Raw genomic sequence first — 17,443 nt, forward strand, 5'->3', positions numbered from 1 at the left:
ATGGAAAATACGATGACACAGACCAATTTATCGAGACAATTAGCATTTAATTTAAGTGCTATTACCCTGGCTTTGTTACTCAATGGTTGTAGTCAAGGTCAGCATACTGTCGCTGAACCCAATATCCAGCAAGGTGAAGTGAAAGATGCCTTCGCGAACGAGACTAAAATCGTTACCTTAATTGATTTTGAGCGCAAGGAGCAAAATCAGTGGTTGCAGAAAACCGATACAACAATTATGGACGTCATCAGTGCTGATAACCTGAATACCCAGCTGGCGGTGGAATTTTCTAAAGCGGGGAATATCTCAACCCTCAGGATTGAACCGCCCAAACCTTGGGATCTGAGTGAATATAAAGATTACAACATAGCCTTCGATGTACAAAACACCGGGGCAGACTCGGTTCATTTGTATCTGTCTTTGGAAAACCCAAAAGGGGACGTTCAAAGCCACTCAATTAGTTTAGCCGCAGGTTACAAGGGGACAGTCTATTTTCCTGTGGATGGTGTTGAAGCCCAAACCGACAGTGGTATGTGGGGGGATGTACCGCCTTGGCAGAGCAGAGACGATTTGATGGTTTGGCGTTCATGGCGCAACGCAGATCAAGATTACTCGCGCATTTCAGCACTGAATTTTTTCACCATTGGCATATTGGAAAACAAATCAGTGATTTTGGATGACGTGCGTTTGCGGACAAACCCGCCCCATGATCCAGAGGTCATGGTCGGCTTAATTGATAAATATGGTCAAAACGCCAAGCAAACGACGCCTCTGGATGTGCATTCTGACGCCCAGTTGAAGCAAAAAGCCGATGAAGAACTGGCTCAGTTAGCAAAATCCACTGGCATGCCAAACCGTTCGCGTTTTGGCGGTTACACCCAAGGTCCAAAATTAGACGCCACTGGCTTTTTTAGAACCGAAAAAGTTGACGGAAAATGGTGGATGGTTGACCCTGAAGGCTATGTGTTTTTCTCTCACGGGCCAGCAAATGTGCGCATGGCCAATATGAGCACGTTAACAGGGGTAGACTACGACCAACCAAGTATTCGCCAGCGCAGCAGTGATGAAATTACCCCAGAAGATTCCATGGGCATAGTCACCGTACCCGATAGCGCAAAAGACAAACGTTACGTTATTTCAAAGGCCCGCCACGATATGTTTCAGTGGTTACCGTCCTACGATGATGAACTGGCCGATCACTATAGTTATCGGCGCACCACCCATAAAGGCCCCATTCCCCATGGTGAAACCTTCAGTTTCTATCGGGCTAATTTAGAGCGTCGTTATGGCGATGACTCTCAGGTGTCAAAACAAAACTCAACGGATAAATCCTATAAGAAGACCTGGTTAGATGTTACCGCCAAGCGTATGCATGATTGGGGATTCACCTCGTTTGGTAATTGGGTCGACCCAGGCTTTTATCAATCGGAACAAGTGCCGTATTTTGCCAATGGCTGGATCATCGGCGATTACCAAACTCTGTCAGGTCACACCAACCATTGGGGCTTAATGCCGGATCCATTTGATCCCGTTTTTGCAGCGCGAGCAAAAGTGACCATAGATGCCATCGCCGATAATATTCAAGGGTCGCCTTGGTGCGCAGGGATCTTTATTGATAATGAAAAAAGTTGGGGAGAACGAGAAGGCAGTGTTGCACAGCGTTACGGGGTGATCCTGGATGCATTGTCCAAAGACGTCAAAGCAAGCCCAGCGAAACAGGCATTTGCGTCTTATCTACGTGATAAATACCACACAGTGAGCGCATTAAATGCGGCATGGAAGAGCGATTTAGCCAATTGGAGCACATTGGAGCAAGGCGTAACGTTTGACGCTTATAGCGATGCACAAACTGCCGATCTATCCAAAATGCTGGAAATGCTCGGTGAGCAATACTTTAAGGTGGTACACAATACGTTAGCGCAGGTGTTGCCGGACCATTTGTACATGGGCGCACGCATGGCAAATTGGGGCATGCCAGATGAAATTATCACTGCCTCTTTGAAATATTCAGACGTACTTAGCTTTAATATTTATGAAGAAGGTGTGCAGGAAGACTACTGGAAGTTTCTTGAAAAAGTCGACTTGCCTGTGGTCATAGGTGAATTTCATATTGGTAGCACCACTGAGTCAGGTATGTACAATCCGGGCATTGTGCACGGGGCTAATCAGCAAGATAGGGCGACTATGTATAAGGATTATATGCAAAGTGTGTTAAACAAGCCTTATATGGTGGGTGCTCATTGGTTTCAATACATAGATGAGCCAATATCTGGGCGGGCGTTCGATGGTGAAAATGCCAACATCGGTTTTGTGACCGTAACGGATATTCCTTATCCAGAAATGATTAAAGCAGTAAAAGACGTGACTTCGACCATGTACCAAACTCGATTAGCGCAAAAATAACGGGTTACTATTGCTTAAATGAAACACGCAATAACCCGTTAGCGTAAAACGCCCAAGCCGTTGGGCGTTCTACTTTTAACACAGGAATTCGTCAGCTGTTAAGCCTTCATGCAGCACCTAATCGGCTTGCACATCTACCACTACTCGGCCACGCACTTTACCCGCTAACAGTTGATTAGCGGTTTCAACCACCTCAGCTAGTTTAATTTCTTTAGCAATATCGTCAAACACACTGGGTTCAAGGATGTCAGCAAGGCGTTGCCACGCTTCTTTTCTATCTGCAATAGGGCGCATCACGCTATCGATGCCGGCCAAGGTAATACCGCGCAGAATAAAGGGGGCAACAGATGCCGGAAAGTCCATACCTTGGGCTAAACCGCAGGCGGCGATGGTGCCACCGTATTTTGTGCTGGCACAGGCATTGACCAAAGTGTGGCTGCCAACAGAATCAATCACCCCAGCCCAACGTTCTTTAGCTAACGGTTTGCCTGGGTTTGATAGGGTGTCTCGGTGAATAACATCACTGGCACCGAGTGACTTAAGGTAACTTGCTTCTTCCATGCGGCCTGTTGAGGCCACCACGGTAAAACCGAGTTTTGCTAGTATCGCAATGGCAAAACTGCCCACACCGCCATTGGCGCCGGTAACCAATATTTCGCCCTTGTCCGCTGTTACGCCGTTTTTCTCCAGCGCAATGACAGATAACATAGCGGTGTAACCCGCAGTACCAATAATCATCGATTGTTTTGCTGTAAATGCATTGGGCAAAGGAATAAGCCATTCACTTTTTAAGCGTGCTTTTTGGGCTAATCCGCCGCAGTGGTTTTCACCTACACCAAATCCGTTTTGGATAACGATATCGCCAATGTTGAATTGGCTACTGTTGCTGTGCTCGACTACGCCGACCAAATCTATTCCTGGGATCATCGGAAATGCGCGTACAACCGGGGCGTTACCTGTGATGGCAAGGCCATCTTTGTAATTCAAGGTACTGTACAAAACGTTTACGCTGACATCACCCTCAGGCAATGTATTGTCGTCAATGTTTTGCAAAGCAGCGTGATACCCTTGCTCGTCTTTGTTGATTAAGATGCCTTTGAACATATGTCCTCCAATTTAGACTGATCGTCTATAAATGATTAAAAAAAACGTTACATTTTTATTTTGGTAATGCTTGTAAAAAATAATGCAAAAATAGCGTAAGCGGCTGAGGCGCTTGCATCAGTTTTGCACGACTCACTGCGCCTTCCCAGCCGATCCAAAAAAACTCAGCTAATTGCGCGCAATCCGCTGTGCTAGCAATATCACCTGTGTTTTTAGCTTCCTGTAAACAGGTTTCAAGACGGTGTTGCCAACCAGCAAATATCGCGCTGAGCTGACTACGGAAACCCAATGGTAAGGCATCCACTTCTTGGCTTAGATTACCGACTAAGCAACCGCGCTTAAAATCGTGACGAGCCATACCTTGTGCGGCATGGTCCACAAAATTTTCAAGACGTTGAATAGGTGTAAATTGCGTATCCAAAAGATGCATATCTAACTTGCCAGCGAAATACCCATCGTAGTGGGCCAATACCGTTTCGCCAAAGACTTCTTTACTGGCAAAGTAATGATAAAAAGATCCTTTAGGTACACCGACCTTTTTTAGAATAGGCTCAATACCCGATGACGAAAAACCAAACTCGGTCAGGTGTTCAAGACCACTGCGGATCAGTTCAGCTCTGGTGTCGCGGTTTTCACGAGCTATTTTGGGCGGGCGGCCACGCCTAGGTTTTACGGATAATGTTGTCATGCTTTTATATTAGACCGATCGTCTATTTAATTGCAATGATTAATTCCGAATAAGGTAATGACGGAAGTTGACCCGCTTTATGCGGGTCGCTCAATTCAGGGCCTATCAGGCCAATGTAATGGCCATTTTACCGATAGACTTGCCACTCTCTATACTGCGGTGGGCTTCTTTAAATGTTTCAGCGTTGAATCCATTAAACGTTTGGGTCAGCGTGCTTTTAATACTGCCTAATATCGCAAAGAAGCAAGAGCTTATTGATGAGGCAAATCGAATTCGAGCCGATATCGAAAGTTCTATACTCGTCGAAGGTGAAACGATTACGGTGAGTATTGGTGCAGGTTTATATAAATCAGGCGACTGTCGAACTGACTTGTTAAAACGCGTTGATATTGCACTTTACAAAAGTAAGACTGATGGTAGAAATCGCGTTACTTTTTCTGAATAGTGTATTAAGAATTGCACTTCTATTGCTAGTTGGCTTAAGTTTGTCGTAAGCCAAATCCGCAATCTGTTACTAGGCTACTTTTTTATTCTGACCACACTTTAGGCACTACTTCTACATCTTGAACAATTTGCTTCGCGTTTTTATCCAACACAGTTGTTAATCGCGTTTGTTATCCCCATTCTGAGTACATCAACAAATAATTGTTTAAGGAGCTATTTTTATGAGTCGCCATTTTGATAAGGCCGAAGGGCTGTGTGAAGACAGGGATCCCGCCACCCTTGGTTTTGTGTTTAACCAGACCATGTTGCGCATTGCAGATCCAAAGCGTACGTTAGATTTTTACACTCGCGTGCTAGGCATGACCTTGTTGAAGCGACTGGATTTCGCTGAGATGAAGTTTAGCCTTTATTTTTTGAGCGCAGGAGATGATTTTTCTGACATTAGCCAAGATGCCAATCGCCGCACAATTCAGACGTTTGGTCGCCCAGCCATGCTTGAACTGACGCATAACTGGGGCGACACTGGGGATAGCGTGCAGTACCATAATGGCAATAGTGAACCAAGAGGGTTTGGGCATATCGGATTTCATGTGCCTGATTTAGATAAAGCTTGTCAACGTTTTGAGGCATTAGACGTACCGTTTCAAAAGCGCCCCAATGATGGTGCAATGAAAGGCATCGCGTTTATAAAAGATCCTGACGGCTATTGGATTGAAATATTCGATGCCAGCAAGTCAGGGGACATTTGCGCTGAGCATTCGTAGTCATCAAAACCGTTTTATACTTGATGGGCGTGAGTGTACGCGCCTACTTTCTTTTTTACGTTTATCATTGACCTTTTTGTCTTCTACTGTCTAAAAAGCTAACCCCAGAGGTCAAGCGATGTGATGTAAGTTAATCAGAGCGCTATTCTGGCGAATACTCAGTCACCGTTACGCACTTCAATCGCCTCAATATTGATAATGTTTGAACGATTGAGGGTAATTTTGAAACGCTGGATCTGCTGTTGTTTTTGCTTATTCGTATGCATTAACACCACATTAATTTGATAGCGTCGTTCGACGGCTTGCTTGGTGATTTTGTTGTTTTCCAGTGCATAAAGTCGGCCTTCGCCTTTTCTGAGAAAGCGAATAAAGGGGGTTAAATTAAAATAAATCCGCTGTTGTATTTCATCATAACCCGGCAAAAAGCTTTTGGCATTCACCCTAGTATCACTGCGAAAATGCAGCAATTGCGCCGCCTGTTTGTTCTGCTGTCGGCGAGTTTGGAATAATTTATCTACTTGTGGCGGCAAATCTTTACTGCCAATGTACTCAAGCCAAATAGTCTGATTGGCCACTTTGCTTTTGTTCACGCTGTGGCTGTAAATGATCTTCCATTTCGGTAGACCCTTTTGAATTCTCCGCCAAATAATGCGCGTAATGTCTTCTTTAAAGATTTCTCTTAATCCGTAAATAACTCCCAGCATGCCCACTAATGCAATGGTGACTTCGGTAAAGTTGGTTCGAGCGTTTAGCACTAACACCATTACGAACGCCATAATAATGGCAGTAACTGTGCCTTTTACTATGCGATTTAAATAGCTATTTAGATTCTTGGTGTTCTTTTGAAAAACCACTCCGTATTCAATCAAACGTTGTAGCAAACGCATTTTATTGGTGATGCGATTAGGATCAGCCAAGGTGACCTGCGAGTTATATTGGTTTTCTGCTCGGTATTCGTTTTCTCTGCGACACAAGGCAAATAAGAAATTTCGCTCACTGGTATATTCAGTGCTCTTCGGCGCTCTTGATAATAACTTTAAAAATGACTGCTCTACTTGCCAGCTAAGATAGTTGTCGGCATTTTCAAAATACGCCCTAAGTTTTTGATCAGAGGGGGTATAGCGTCTTAATTTTTTCAGCAAGCCAGAAATTTGCTCTGCTAATTCAATCGCTTGAGGATAGAAGTCTTTGCCCTCTTTGAGCTTAATGGTTTGCTTGATGTCAGTGTCTAGAGCGGTACGAATTTGATATGAATATAAATTCAGGTTTAAGCGGTAATCGCTTTGCTCACCCTTTTTTTGGCTGATGAAACGACTACGAACCAAGGGCACATGCAGTTGATCGGAATAATATGCACTGTGGTTTTGAATGCTATGGTGAAAGTACTGCTCTTCAGTCAAAGTTTTAGCGCTAATACCCATCTCGTCAGGCAATGAAAAATACAGATCGAGCCTCTGATGGTCACTGGGTAACAACTGATAACCGACTTTAATGGAGAGGTTTTCATCTTGCGTGAGTTTAATTTTGTTCACTTATAGGGTTCTCTCCTTATTGGTTGTTGTGTCGTTAATGTACATGATAATTATGCCTTATTTTTGGCGCATTCCCCAAGTTTAGCGGCTACTGTGTTACTTTTTAACGGTGGGTTCGCGGGGGATCTCACAGCCAGAGACCGCTTGTTTTGTTAGCGATAGGTGGCAAGCGCCCGGCGCCCGGCGCCAAAGTTAAATATTACACCCCCATCTCGATGGCTTTTTTAGGGGTAAAACTGCTGCCCATTGAAGCGATAATGACCAAGCCGATGGCTGCCCACTGCAATAAGGTGAGTTGCTCACTTAAAATCACTAGACCCGCCAAGGCGGCAATTGCTGGCTCTAAACTCATCAGCACACTAAAGGCCTGTGTAGGCATGTTTCTAAGCGCGACCATTTCCAAAGAGTAGGGCAGAGCACTGGATAACACGCCTACCAATAATCCAAGGGGTAACACTTCCCAGCTAATTAATGCTAAGCCTTGGGTTACTGCGCCAATGGGCACGAGCACTATGGCTGCTACCGTCATACCTAGCGCCACTGTGATCCCACCTGATGCTTGCTTGCCAGTGCGGGTACCAAATAAGATATAACCTGCCCAGCACGCACCAGCGCCTAATGCCATTAATGCGCCAGTCAGATCAAGCCCTTGGGCGCTTGATAAGTCAGGCATGAGAAGAAAAATCCCGGCTATGGCGCACGCAACCCAAAAAAGGTCGGTTTTTCGTTTAGAAGAAAACAAAGCCACGGCCAAAGGACCGGTAAACTCGAGGGCCACGGCGATCCCTAAAGGAATGCGCTCAATGGCCATGTAAAACAGGATATTCATTCCGCCTAAACACAGGCCGTAAATTATAATGCTGCGCCAATCTCGACCTTGAGGCAGTGCGCGCCATGGGCGAAACACTAACCAAAGTACCGCCGCGGCGAACCCTAAACGCAGGGCAGTAGTGCCTTCTGGGCCAACAATAGGAAAGAGTTGCTTTGCCAAGGATGCACCAGATTGAATAGTCACCATAGCCAGCAGCACACTGGCGATGGCAGTTAGCAGTACGCGATTGATTTGCATCGAAAAATTGTCCAGAAAAATGAATCATCTAAGGGGCGGTATTCTACCTGAGGAAATCGGATTTCACACTGCGTTTGGTTATACGCTGCGCACACGTTATGATCTTCGTGCACCAGCATCCTTGCTGGATTTGACAGATCATCCATGGTCAGCCAGTCACTTCTTTTATAAAGTGCGTCCATGCACTTTACCTAAAGGCTAGCTAAAGCTGTTCCATATTTATCCCGTAAATATTGGTCAACAGCTGAAAGAAGTAACCAAGACAAAATGGTCGGGAACCATTTTGAATTTACGTAGTAAGGCCTGAAAGGCAAAATACAGGATGTATTTTGTAAAGCCCGCCCTCCAGCAAGTTTCTATTCCTGCGCGTCTTGCCACACTCTGCTCGTGAAAACGCGAATTGAGGTTGATTGGGTTTTGGGTTTCAACACGTCCTTGATGATCGGCTCCCCATAACGGAGTTACAGTCTCGCCTTCCTTGGCGAGCCGTTCAGCTGGGCGCTACTGCGTAGCTAAAGATACCAACTTCGCCCCTGCAATCGAATCCGAGTGAGCGTGCGATGCTCGGGAAACTTGAGTCGGAGGTAAATAAAAAGCAGCGACTTTGTCGCCAAGGCACGAGTTTCTGTCACTTTATCTATGGAACAAGTGAGTGTTTTTTCACATAATTTGCTTGCAGGTACTCGTCAATCGGCGGGGGTCACACAATCAGCGGTATCAGAGACGCTGAAAGGATAGTTATGGAATGTAAATCATCTGGGCAGATGTGATAATGAGAGCGAAAACTGAACTGATATTAAGCTGTTTTTAAACGCGCTCTATATCAGGTTAGGTGGCCTGTTGATGTCGCTTGGTTAATTTTTTTGTGTTGTCCCTGTCAATTTTAATCCTGCCGGTTTTAAGTTTCATATTTTATCTATAACGGGTTTGCCGTTGCGAAAGTAGATAAAAGGGCCTTCCACATCAGGTGATTGGCCAATGGCTAAGCGTTGTTCAACTTCTTTGAGTATCATTCGGGTGATAATGGGTAAATCGAGCTTTTCGGCATCGATAAGTGATACCCAGTGCATGGCGAGTAATTCACCCGACCCTAGTGGTGTTGCGTGTACATCCCCTTGGATAATATCGGCTTCAACCATAAAGAAGCGGGTGTCGAAACGGCGGTTTCGATAAGGTGGCGTAATGGCTCTGGCGATTAAATTCAGGGTATCCAGGCGCGGATTAATGCCGTGCTGTAAAAACGCCTGCCACTGAGGCGAACGGGTCTTGATTGTTAAGCTGTCGGTTTCGCCGAGGACAAATCCCGTTTCTTCGTAGGTTTCACGAATAGCCGCCAGTGCAAGTCCTCTAGCTCGAGACTCAGAGCATCCCTTCATCAAACGTTGCAGCACACTGGGATGGAGATCTTTAGGTGGGCGAATACGCCAATCTCCCGGGTCAACTTTGCCACCAGGAAATACAAACTTATTGGGCATGAATTTATGGCTGGCCGCACGTTTACCCATGAGGATGTGGGGTTGTTTACTGTCCCGGCGGACAATAATCAATGTTGCCGCATCTTTGGGTTTCACGGCACGTCCTTGGGAGCGCATTTCGTTGGCTGGCGTATTGTTAGCAGCATGTTGTTCATTGATGGACATGTTAACCCTCAGTCAGTGTTATTACTTCTTTTAGCCGCGGCTGGCAGCACGTGAATGACGAAGGCACCACGGTAAAAATACAAAAACATATTGTTCGATCCCATGTCATGGCTGCCTTGTTAAAAGTGAATTATTGATTTGTAATCAATGAGCTACGGCCTATTTTCTCTATCTAGTTGTTCAATTTCTCTTGCCAGGTGACTATGCAAGCGAACAATCGCGCTCTCAAACAAGCCAAATTCTAGAAATTCATTTGCCCCGCTTAACAGTCCTTTTTGCGCTGATAAGACTATCTGTTGATCTTCAATGGCGCCTTTGGCTGCGAATTTTTGCCCTTCAAAAACGCCATCAAGCAATTCTGTCTCATTCTCGTTAATATCACTGATAAGGTAGGTATGTTGCCGAGTGGTTGACTCATCAATTGGCTCAAGCACATTGACTTGCATGCATCCGGGGAAGGTTGAAATCACTACATTTGGGAATAAGTGGTAAACGTAGGTTAGTCGGCCATCAAGCGAGATGTCAGCCTGCTTTTTATGTCTTAATCCTTCGATTGATTGGTAGGGAAATGCGACGCGACTATTTTCCCCAAAGGTTTCGACCACCGTGAGGTTGTCGTATTGTACGGGGAAGAAGGTACTTTTGTGAGTTTGCCTAATATGGTAACCCTCAAGAGAACTTTCGAGATGTAATTTCCAATTCGCGTTGACTATCTGACTCGTTGAATTCAACAAACGGTAGTTGTCAGGGATAAGCTTTGCTAGAGACGCAATATCGAGCTCTATATTTGCTTGCGGGTTTTGGTTGATAAATACCAAGCCATTACTCTCCACGCACGCTACTGCGACAAGTCCCCGGGTTGCCTTATCAACATCAGGAAACCCCTGCTCGTGGGGAACACTTCGCAGGCTCCCATCAAGACTGTAAGCCCAACCATGATAGGGGCAAACGAATGCTCGGGCACAACCGTGGCCATCGGCAAGTTGAACCCCTCTATGCCGGCAGGCATTCTTGAAGGCACGAACGATCCCGTCTAATCCACGCACAATGATCAAAGGAATGCCGGCTACGTCACGAGCAACATAGTCTCCCGTTTTGGCAAGCGCGCTTGAAGGACAAAAAACGATGCTTCGGTTTTGCAGAATTTTGAGCTCTTCATCTAAGCGCTTTTTCGAACGGTAGTTATCCACGGGCTCCTTCCAGCTTTGCTTGCCTAAGTCTGTTGTGGAATTGTCGATATGAGCAAAAATTCTCTGCACTACCTGCATGTCGCTCAATAGTTGTTTTTGGTCATTCGTATTCACTGGCATATTATCTCGCAAGCTGGATAAGTAAGACTGTTCGAAATTAGAACAAAAAATAGACTTTGCGAAGTCAACTATCCTTATACTTGGTAATCAAGGATCGTTATATAGATAGGCTAGGTCATTGAACAGATGCTTCCCACGTTAGGCCATACATTCAGCTTATTCCAACGAACATGCAATCCATCAAAGCGATAGAGGCACGACAAGGCAAGCAGATATAAATGCGTTGAAAGCGTTTTCAGGGATGGACTAGAGGCGAGTGGTCAAAATAGAAATGTATCAGAGCACTATAGAGATATAAAACTAGCGTCTGCAATGGTTTACGATGTGGGTTCTGGGGCAGTAAACAGCCTATTCAAAGGGCTTTACCGGCTATTTTCATCAGATTATGAATAGCAGCAATCAATAAACCTTGTGAGGTTGGTTTAACCCAAGCAAACAATGGGCTGGCGCATTCCAGATAAATTTAATCTAGGCATCTAAGCAAGGTCACACAGCCACAAAATGAAGAATAACGTGAATATAAAAGGTTAAATCACCATATCCACGCATCTCACCCCATTTGCCGCGTTATTCTTGCAGCGCCAATGCTGCCATTTTCATCGTGCTTGCAAATGATGCTGCGCCCGCAATAAATAAACCATTGTGGCAAAACATCGCGTCATCAATACCCGTCTCATCTTGTAGGGCTACATCAGACAACCCCGCCCATTCTTTAGGCAGTGGTCTTCTGTCTTCGAATGAACCTGGTTCAACCGGTACAGTTTGAATCATCCATTGTCCAGACTGAGATGGGTAAATCATATATAAAGCCTTGTCAGATAAGGCGTGAACCGTTTTTTTCCATGGAGTATATTTTTCCAATACAATCACCCTTGGATCTTGCGCGTTTTTTATGGCGTCGGCGACGATTGCTTTTGCATTTAGACCACCGCTGGCTGCCGCTATGAAGCGTGTTAATACCCGGGCAGCAAATTCAACCGCTTCATCAAAGCCGCTATCAAAGTCACTCTTTTCTTGCCAAGTTGGGTTGAACATGGAAATCGTTTGGCTAAGACTAATGCCTTCAGCCACACCTTTAACATGCCCACAATCCACAGCATCGATGGTTGATACCAGCCCGGCATCAAGGGCATTGGCTAGGTTTTGGTTATTTTCGCAAATGGCCAAGCCATACTTCTGCCAAATCAAACCAAATGACGAGTAGGGGATACCATTCTCACGCTCACCAGCACCACCGCGTTGATGATGATCAAAGCGGTCTGTTTCTGGGTCGTATTGCCCCCCCACATCAATCACAATATCGGCCTTAGCGATAATCTCTAAATCACGTGTGCGAATGAGGGTAAAAGAAGGAAAAATGCGCTTAAGGGCAGCAACACTGAAAACATCATCAGCATGAAAATTACCGCTGTGGGTGACTACTATTTTATCATTCATTATTTTTTGTCATTTTAGAAAGGAGTGGGAAGGTGTCTTCAGATATATGTTAACGATAGAAAATACTTAACAAGTAAAAAATCAAGACGTGGATCCTATACGAAAACAGCCAATAAAATAAGATTAAGTTTGTGTATCAATGGATATTACGCGGAATGACGGTATTGATAGGAGTTCGTTGTCACTGACCTAAGTTGCAAATAGCATGGGTGCCCTGATTAATTCGAGCGAGTTGAATCAAACGCGCTGAACCTGCAGATCCTAGCGTTTGGTTTTGATGCTTAATACCCTATACTCGCACGTCTTAGGCTGCAAAGCCTCAAAGCTCGTTAACCTAAAAAGAGATGTGCATGGCAAAGCGTAAACGAGGTATTTTCGGTTGGATATGGTTTGTCACATGGCGGTTTTTGCTATTTCTGACCCTATTCTTACTATTGCTACGATTTGTGCCGCTATCTACCACGTCATTTATGCTGCAAAGCTCTTATCCTGTCACTCAGCACTGGATAAGCATCGATAAGCTGCCGGCACAAATGGCCATGGCAGTGGTTGCCTCGGAAGATCAACGCTTTCCAGAGCACTTTGGTCTCGATTTTACCGCTATCAGTAAAGCCCTTAACCAGTACCAATATGACGACGGCCTTCGTGGTGCCAGCACCATCACGCAACAAACTGCGAAAAACCTCTTTCTATGGCCGGGGCGAAGTTTTGTGCGCAAAGGTCTCGAAGCAGGTTTAGCGGTAAGCCTTGAAGTGATTTGGGGGAAAAAACGTATCTTAGAGGTCTATTTAAACGTGGCTGAATTCGGTAAAGGGATTTACGGCGTCGAAGCAGCTTGCCAGCATTATTTTCAAAAATCAGCTCGCCATCTAACCCCTGAGGAAGGCGCGCGGCTTGCTGTGTTACTGCCAAGCCCTCGTACACGAGATCCTCACAATTTAACCCCTTACCTTCGCCAGAGAGTGGTCTGGGTTGAACAGCAAATGCAACAGCTTGGTACAGGCTATCTAAATCCTATCCTTGATAATTAAATTAGCTCTGGGGCAAGAGCGCTTGAAATTTCATCGACTCTGCCCCATCGGTTCGTGGCTATACTTAGACAAAATCGGCCTTGTTTTTAAAGTACAAAATAGCGGACGGTAACAGGTTGAGATGTTAAAAGGCTGCATTCAAAGTTCATTTTTGTATCTACTATTACTCCTAAAAGGAAATGGTCAATGTCATCACAAGTTCACTTAGAGATGTTAAAAAAAATAAACACTGAAAAAGGATTTATTGCCGCATTGGATCAAAGCAGTGGCAGCATACAACACGCGTTACGATTATATGGCATTTCAGAACGCCAATATTCTGGTGAAGAAGAAATGTATACAAAAGTGCATAAAATGAATACTCGCATTATGACTAGCGAGGCCTTTTCTGGCGATAGAATTTTAGGCGCAATTTTGTTTGAAAATACCCTAGACAGGGAAATAGAAGGCCTTGCTTCACCAGATTATCTATGGCAAACGAAAAAAATTGTGCCATTTTTGAAGGTTGATATAGGCCTAGAAGCCGAGCATAACGGTGTGCAATTGATGAGACCAATTGGTGGCTTAAATGATTTACTAGACAAAGCGGTCGGCAAAAATATATTTGGCAGTAAAATGCGTTCATTCATAAGATTGGCAAATTGTAGTGGTATTCATATTATTGTTGCACAACAGTTTGCCATTGGTGCACGAATATTAGCCAAAGGCCTGGTGCCCATTATTGAGCCCGAGATTGATATTCATAGTCCTGAAAAAGGTGCGGCAGAATTAATACTACGTGAAGAGCTGTTGTTACAATTAGATGCGATACCCGATTCACAACAGGTGATCTTGAAATTGTCGCTGCCCAATATTACAGGTTTTTACAATAAGTTAATTGCTCACCCTAGAGTCTTGAAGGTGGTTGCTTTGTCTGGTGGCTATAGCCGTGAAAAAGCGAACCGTTTATTATCCGAAAATACGGATATGGTGGCGAGTTTCTCTAGGGCTTTTTCTGAAGAACTTTTCGATCTCATGTCTCATGATGAATTTGAGTCAACCATCAATGAATCGATAGATAGTATTTATCAAGCGTCTAATCAATAAAATCGATGGGGAGCCTATACGAAAACAACCAATAAAATAGGTTTGAGTTTGAACAAATCATTCATTATCAGTTTACCCCGTCATTTGCTCATGGGATGACCGTAACCTTATGAGATCTTATGTTGCCCGCCATTCGCCAGCGGTTTGCCCCACATAACGTTTAAAGGCTTTTTGAAAAGCTGACTCAGAGCTGTAACCAATATGTTCAGCAACACGCACAATGCTCATACCATCAGATAATAACTTTGAGGCTAATTGCATCTTCCAGCAATTAATATATTTCATGGGGGGGTGTCCAACATAATGGTTAAATCGCTCAGTGAACGAGGAGCGTGACATGCCACATTCATTTGCCAACAATGCTAGGCTCCATTTTTTAAAAGGCTCTTGATGAATCAAGGTCAAAGCTTTGCCTATGTGATCATCTCGTATTGCGGTAAGCCAACTGTGATCATTAAGGCTTGTGTGGTTTTCCATATGCTGTCTTAAGGCTTGGGTGAAAATTAACTCGGTTAATTTTGTGACAATATTTCGAGCGCCTTCATTGGATTTGCCCATTTCATTTAAAGTGGAAAGTAGCAATTGCTTCATTAACCCTTCATTACTGACATGCTCTTTAACGACTAATATTTTTGGCAACGTCTTTAACATTGGATTCAAAGGCTTGGCATTAAAGCCAATATAGCCACAAACAAGTTTGGCTCGCAGACCATCTTGACCTAGCTTTACTGCGGTGAATGGCTTTTTTTTGGCGGCTGTTTGTTGATAGAAGCTGGTATCGGCTGCAATACCTTGCCAATTGTTAATGTCTGATGTTAACGAGTGACTGGATCCCATAGGGAACATCACCACATCACCAGATTCAAGCTTTAATGGCGGTATCAGGTTGTCATCAGATTTAGCCCAGCCTTGACCTTCTAACATGATATGAAACGGAATAACGTGTTCAAGTTCGGGTAACATAAATGAACCAATTAAGTTCATGGCGGGATTCACCAATACCCATGGGTGAGCTGCCTGCACCTCAAAATACAGCGCACCTTTTATATGTATGGTATCGAGTACTTCTGACAATATATCCATATCAGGTTTCCTCCTTTTCATTGATACAAAAGACAAGTTCCGCTGGTTCAAACCCGAGTGAGCTTATTTTTCAGGCCTGCGTGGAATACAAAAGCACGATAACTTCATTAGCATAGCCTAAAAAATGGACGATCGAACATCAAATAAGGACGTTTGGCGCTAAACTAAACGGTCTTCATAACCCACAATAATTCATACATTTTATTGATTGGTCTGAGGCTTAACCGAGTACCAATCATCAACATGTTGCTTAACTAGAGTCATAAAGTAAATCGCTGCAACATTGGTGTATTTCTGATAGCACAAAAATGATCCGTTTTAACGGATGTTACCGAGGGAAAGCGATGACGTGTCTTTATCATTTGTCTGGCTGGTTTAGTTCTCTCATTAAGTCAAAACAATGACGTTAAGTACTTATCGATAGGAGCAAGAAGTTATGAATACACTGGGTTTTCAAAAAATGGATGGAAGCGCTGTAGAAATAAAGAAAAGCGATATTATCAACTCAATTTCAGGGGAGATTATTGCGCCTGACACAGACAATTACAATGAAGCGCGTAGCCTATGGAATGGCATGATAAATAGTTATCCGGGTTTGATAGTTCGCGTTAAAGACGAGCAAGACGTCATTAAGTCGGTAAACTTTGCGCGCAATCATGGGCTCTTATTGGCTGTAAAATCCGGCGGGCATAATATTGCCGGCAAGGCTTTAGTTGATGGGGGATTGGTTATCGATTTTCATTTCATGAAAGCAGTCAAAGTTAATGAGCGACAAAAAACCGTTAAAGTCGGACCAGGAGCCACCTTAGCTGATGTCGATAAAGCCACTCAAGAACATGGTCTGGTCGTGCCAACCGGGATTAATTCAACTACCGGTATAGCGGGCCTAACGTTGGGCGGCGGTTTTGGTTGGACAACCCGAAAATTTGGTTTAACGATTGATTGTTTGCGTTCAGCTAAGCTGATTATTGCAACCGGCGAATTACTTGAAGTGAACGCCAATCAACATGCAGATTTATTCTGGGCAATATGTGGAGGGGGCGGTAACTTTGGCATAGTGACCGAATTTGAATTTAATTTACACCAAGCAGGCCCCGAAGTATTCGCCGGTATGGTGGTGCATCCCTTTAGTGATATGAAAAACGTTTTGCAAAAATATCAAGTTGCAATCGATAACGCACCCCAAGAGCTAAGTTGTTGGGTGGTCATGCGTAAAGCCCCACCGCTACCATTTTTACCTGAACAGTGGCACGGTAAAGAAGTACTGGTACTTGCTATGTGTTATATCGGTAACACTGACGAAGGTCATAAGGTAACACAAGAGCTTAGACAGATAGGGCAACCGATAGCCGATGTAGTGGGGCCAATGCCTTTTGTTGATTGGCAATCTGCATTTGATCCCTTATTAACAGAAGGGGCTAGGAATTATTGGAAAAGTCTTGATTTGGCGCAGATTAATGCAAAAACTGCCACAGAAATCGAAAACGCGATACACACTTTACCCAGCGACGAGTGTGAAATTTTTATTGCCCACGTGGGCGGTGCAATGACAAAAATAGCGCCTCATGAAACGCCTTGGTTAAATCGTGATGCACACTTTACGATGAACGTGCATACCCGCTGGCAATCACCAGAAGACGACGAAACCTGTTTAAATTGGGCTCGAAAATTACATACAAAGTTAACCCCGCAGTCAATGGGCAGTATTTACGTGAATTTTATCCCACAAGGCGATGAAAATAGTGTCGGTGAGGCTTATGGATCTAACTATGCTCGACTTAAAAGCATCAAACAACAATTTGACCCTAGTAACCTCTTTAGAATCAACCAAAATATAGCGCCTTAGGATTTA

At 44.3% G+C, this 17,443-nt stretch carries 14 protein-coding genes; 6 read left to right on the forward strand and 8 right to left on the reverse strand.

Translation table 11 applies throughout. The annotated features are described in order from the left end of the window. The first annotated feature begins 12 nt into the window (after positions 1 to 12). Positions 13 to 2,403 (forward strand): hypothetical protein, encoded by a 2,391-nt coding sequence (locus tag GPLA_RS17980; RefSeq protein WP_007106398.1) that lies wholly within the window; start codon positions 13 to 15, stop codon positions 2,401 to 2,403. 117 nt (positions 2,404 to 2,520) lie between these two features. On the opposite strand, the gene acuI is transcribed toward GPLA_RS17980, so the two are convergent. Together acuI and acuR are read right to left on the reverse strand one after the other, a co-directional pair. Then, positions 2,521 to 3,507: an acrylyl-CoA reductase (NADPH) gene (gene acuI / locus GPLA_RS17985; RefSeq protein ID WP_007106399.1), complete on the reverse strand. Its 987-nt coding sequence runs from the start codon at positions 3,505 to 3,507 to the stop codon at positions 2,521 to 2,523. A 55-nt stretch (positions 3,508 to 3,562) separates the two neighbouring features. Then, on the reverse strand, positions 3,563 to 4,195 hold the full coding sequence (acuR, locus tag GPLA_RS17990; protein ID WP_007106400.1) for an acrylate utilization transcriptional regulator AcuR: 633 nt from the start codon (positions 4,193 to 4,195) through the stop codon (positions 3,563 to 3,565). 118 nt (positions 4,196 to 4,313) lie between these two features. On the opposite strand from acuR, the gene GPLA_RS17995 reads away from it, so the two are divergent. Beyond that, complete coding sequence (locus GPLA_RS17995) at positions 4,314 to 4,640, forward strand: diguanylate cyclase domain-containing protein (protein ID WP_161601753.1); 327 nt, start codon at positions 4,314 to 4,316, stop codon at positions 4,638 to 4,640. Between the two features lie 220 nt (positions 4,641 to 4,860). Then, entirely contained in the window at positions 4,861 to 5,403 is a 543-nt protein-coding gene (gene gloA / locus GPLA_RS18000) for a lactoylglutathione lyase (protein ID WP_007106403.1), read from the forward strand. A 158-nt stretch (positions 5,404 to 5,561) separates the two neighbouring features. Here the strand turns inward: gloA and GPLA_RS18005 are convergent, their stop codons facing one another. The 5 genes from GPLA_RS18005 to GPLA_RS18025 form a co-directional block, all read right to left on the reverse strand. After that, positions 5,562 to 6,935: a hypothetical protein gene (locus tag GPLA_RS18005; protein ID WP_007106405.1), complete on the reverse strand. Its 1,374-nt coding sequence runs from the start codon at positions 6,933 to 6,935 to the stop codon at positions 5,562 to 5,564. Positions 6,936 to 7,134: 199 nt separating this feature from the next. Then, complete coding sequence (locus tag GPLA_RS18010; protein ID WP_007106406.1) at positions 7,135 to 8,004, reverse strand: EamA family transporter; 870 nt, start codon at positions 8,002 to 8,004, stop codon at positions 7,135 to 7,137. A gap of 905 nt (positions 8,005 to 8,909) precedes the next feature. After that, a complete protein-coding gene (locus GPLA_RS18015; protein ID WP_040515318.1) occupies positions 8,910 to 9,644 on the reverse strand; it encodes an NUDIX hydrolase in 735 nt (244 codons plus the stop codon). A gap of 152 nt (positions 9,645 to 9,796) precedes the next feature. Continuing rightward, positions 9,797 to 10,954 (reverse strand): aromatic ring-hydroxylating oxygenase subunit alpha, encoded by a 1,158-nt coding sequence (locus GPLA_RS18020; protein ID WP_007106409.1) that lies wholly within the window; start codon positions 10,952 to 10,954, stop codon positions 9,797 to 9,799. Between the two features lie 567 nt (positions 10,955 to 11,521). Continuing rightward, positions 11,522 to 12,391 carry an MYG1 family protein gene (locus GPLA_RS18025; RefSeq protein ID WP_007106410.1) on the reverse strand — a complete coding sequence of 290 codons (870 nt, stop codon included), beginning with the start codon at positions 12,389 to 12,391 and terminating at the stop codon, positions 11,522 to 11,524. A 350-nt stretch (positions 12,392 to 12,741) separates the two neighbouring features. Between GPLA_RS18025 and mtgA the strand changes: the two genes are divergently transcribed. Continuing rightward, on the forward strand, positions 12,742 to 13,422 hold the full coding sequence (gene mtgA, locus GPLA_RS18030; RefSeq protein WP_007106411.1) for a monofunctional biosynthetic peptidoglycan transglycosylase: 681 nt from the start codon (positions 12,742 to 12,744) through the stop codon (positions 13,420 to 13,422). A 186-nt stretch (positions 13,423 to 13,608) separates the two neighbouring features. Continuing rightward, the gene (locus GPLA_RS18035) at positions 13,609 to 14,508 is read left to right on the forward strand and encodes a fructose bisphosphate aldolase (RefSeq protein WP_007106412.1); all 900 of its coding nucleotides are present in this window, start codon (positions 13,609 to 13,611) and stop codon (positions 14,506 to 14,508) included. A 117-nt stretch (positions 14,509 to 14,625) separates the two neighbouring features. Here GPLA_RS18035 and GPLA_RS18040 read toward each other — a convergent pair whose 3' ends face one another. Then, positions 14,626 to 15,591: an AraC family transcriptional regulator gene (locus GPLA_RS18040; RefSeq protein WP_007106413.1), complete on the reverse strand. Its 966-nt coding sequence runs from the start codon at positions 15,589 to 15,591 to the stop codon at positions 14,626 to 14,628. Between the two features lie 436 nt (positions 15,592 to 16,027). Between GPLA_RS18040 and GPLA_RS18045 the strand changes: the two genes are divergently transcribed. Continuing rightward, positions 16,028 to 17,437, forward strand: coding sequence for an FAD-binding oxidoreductase (locus tag GPLA_RS18045; protein WP_007106414.1), 1,410 nt, complete (start codon positions 16,028 to 16,030; stop codon positions 17,435 to 17,437). Positions 17,438 to 17,443 lie beyond the last annotated feature (6 nt).

Source organism: Paraglaciecola polaris LMG 21857 (assembly GCF_000315055.1).
Taxonomy (GTDB): Bacteria; Pseudomonadota; Gammaproteobacteria; order Enterobacterales; family Alteromonadaceae; genus Paraglaciecola; species Paraglaciecola polaris.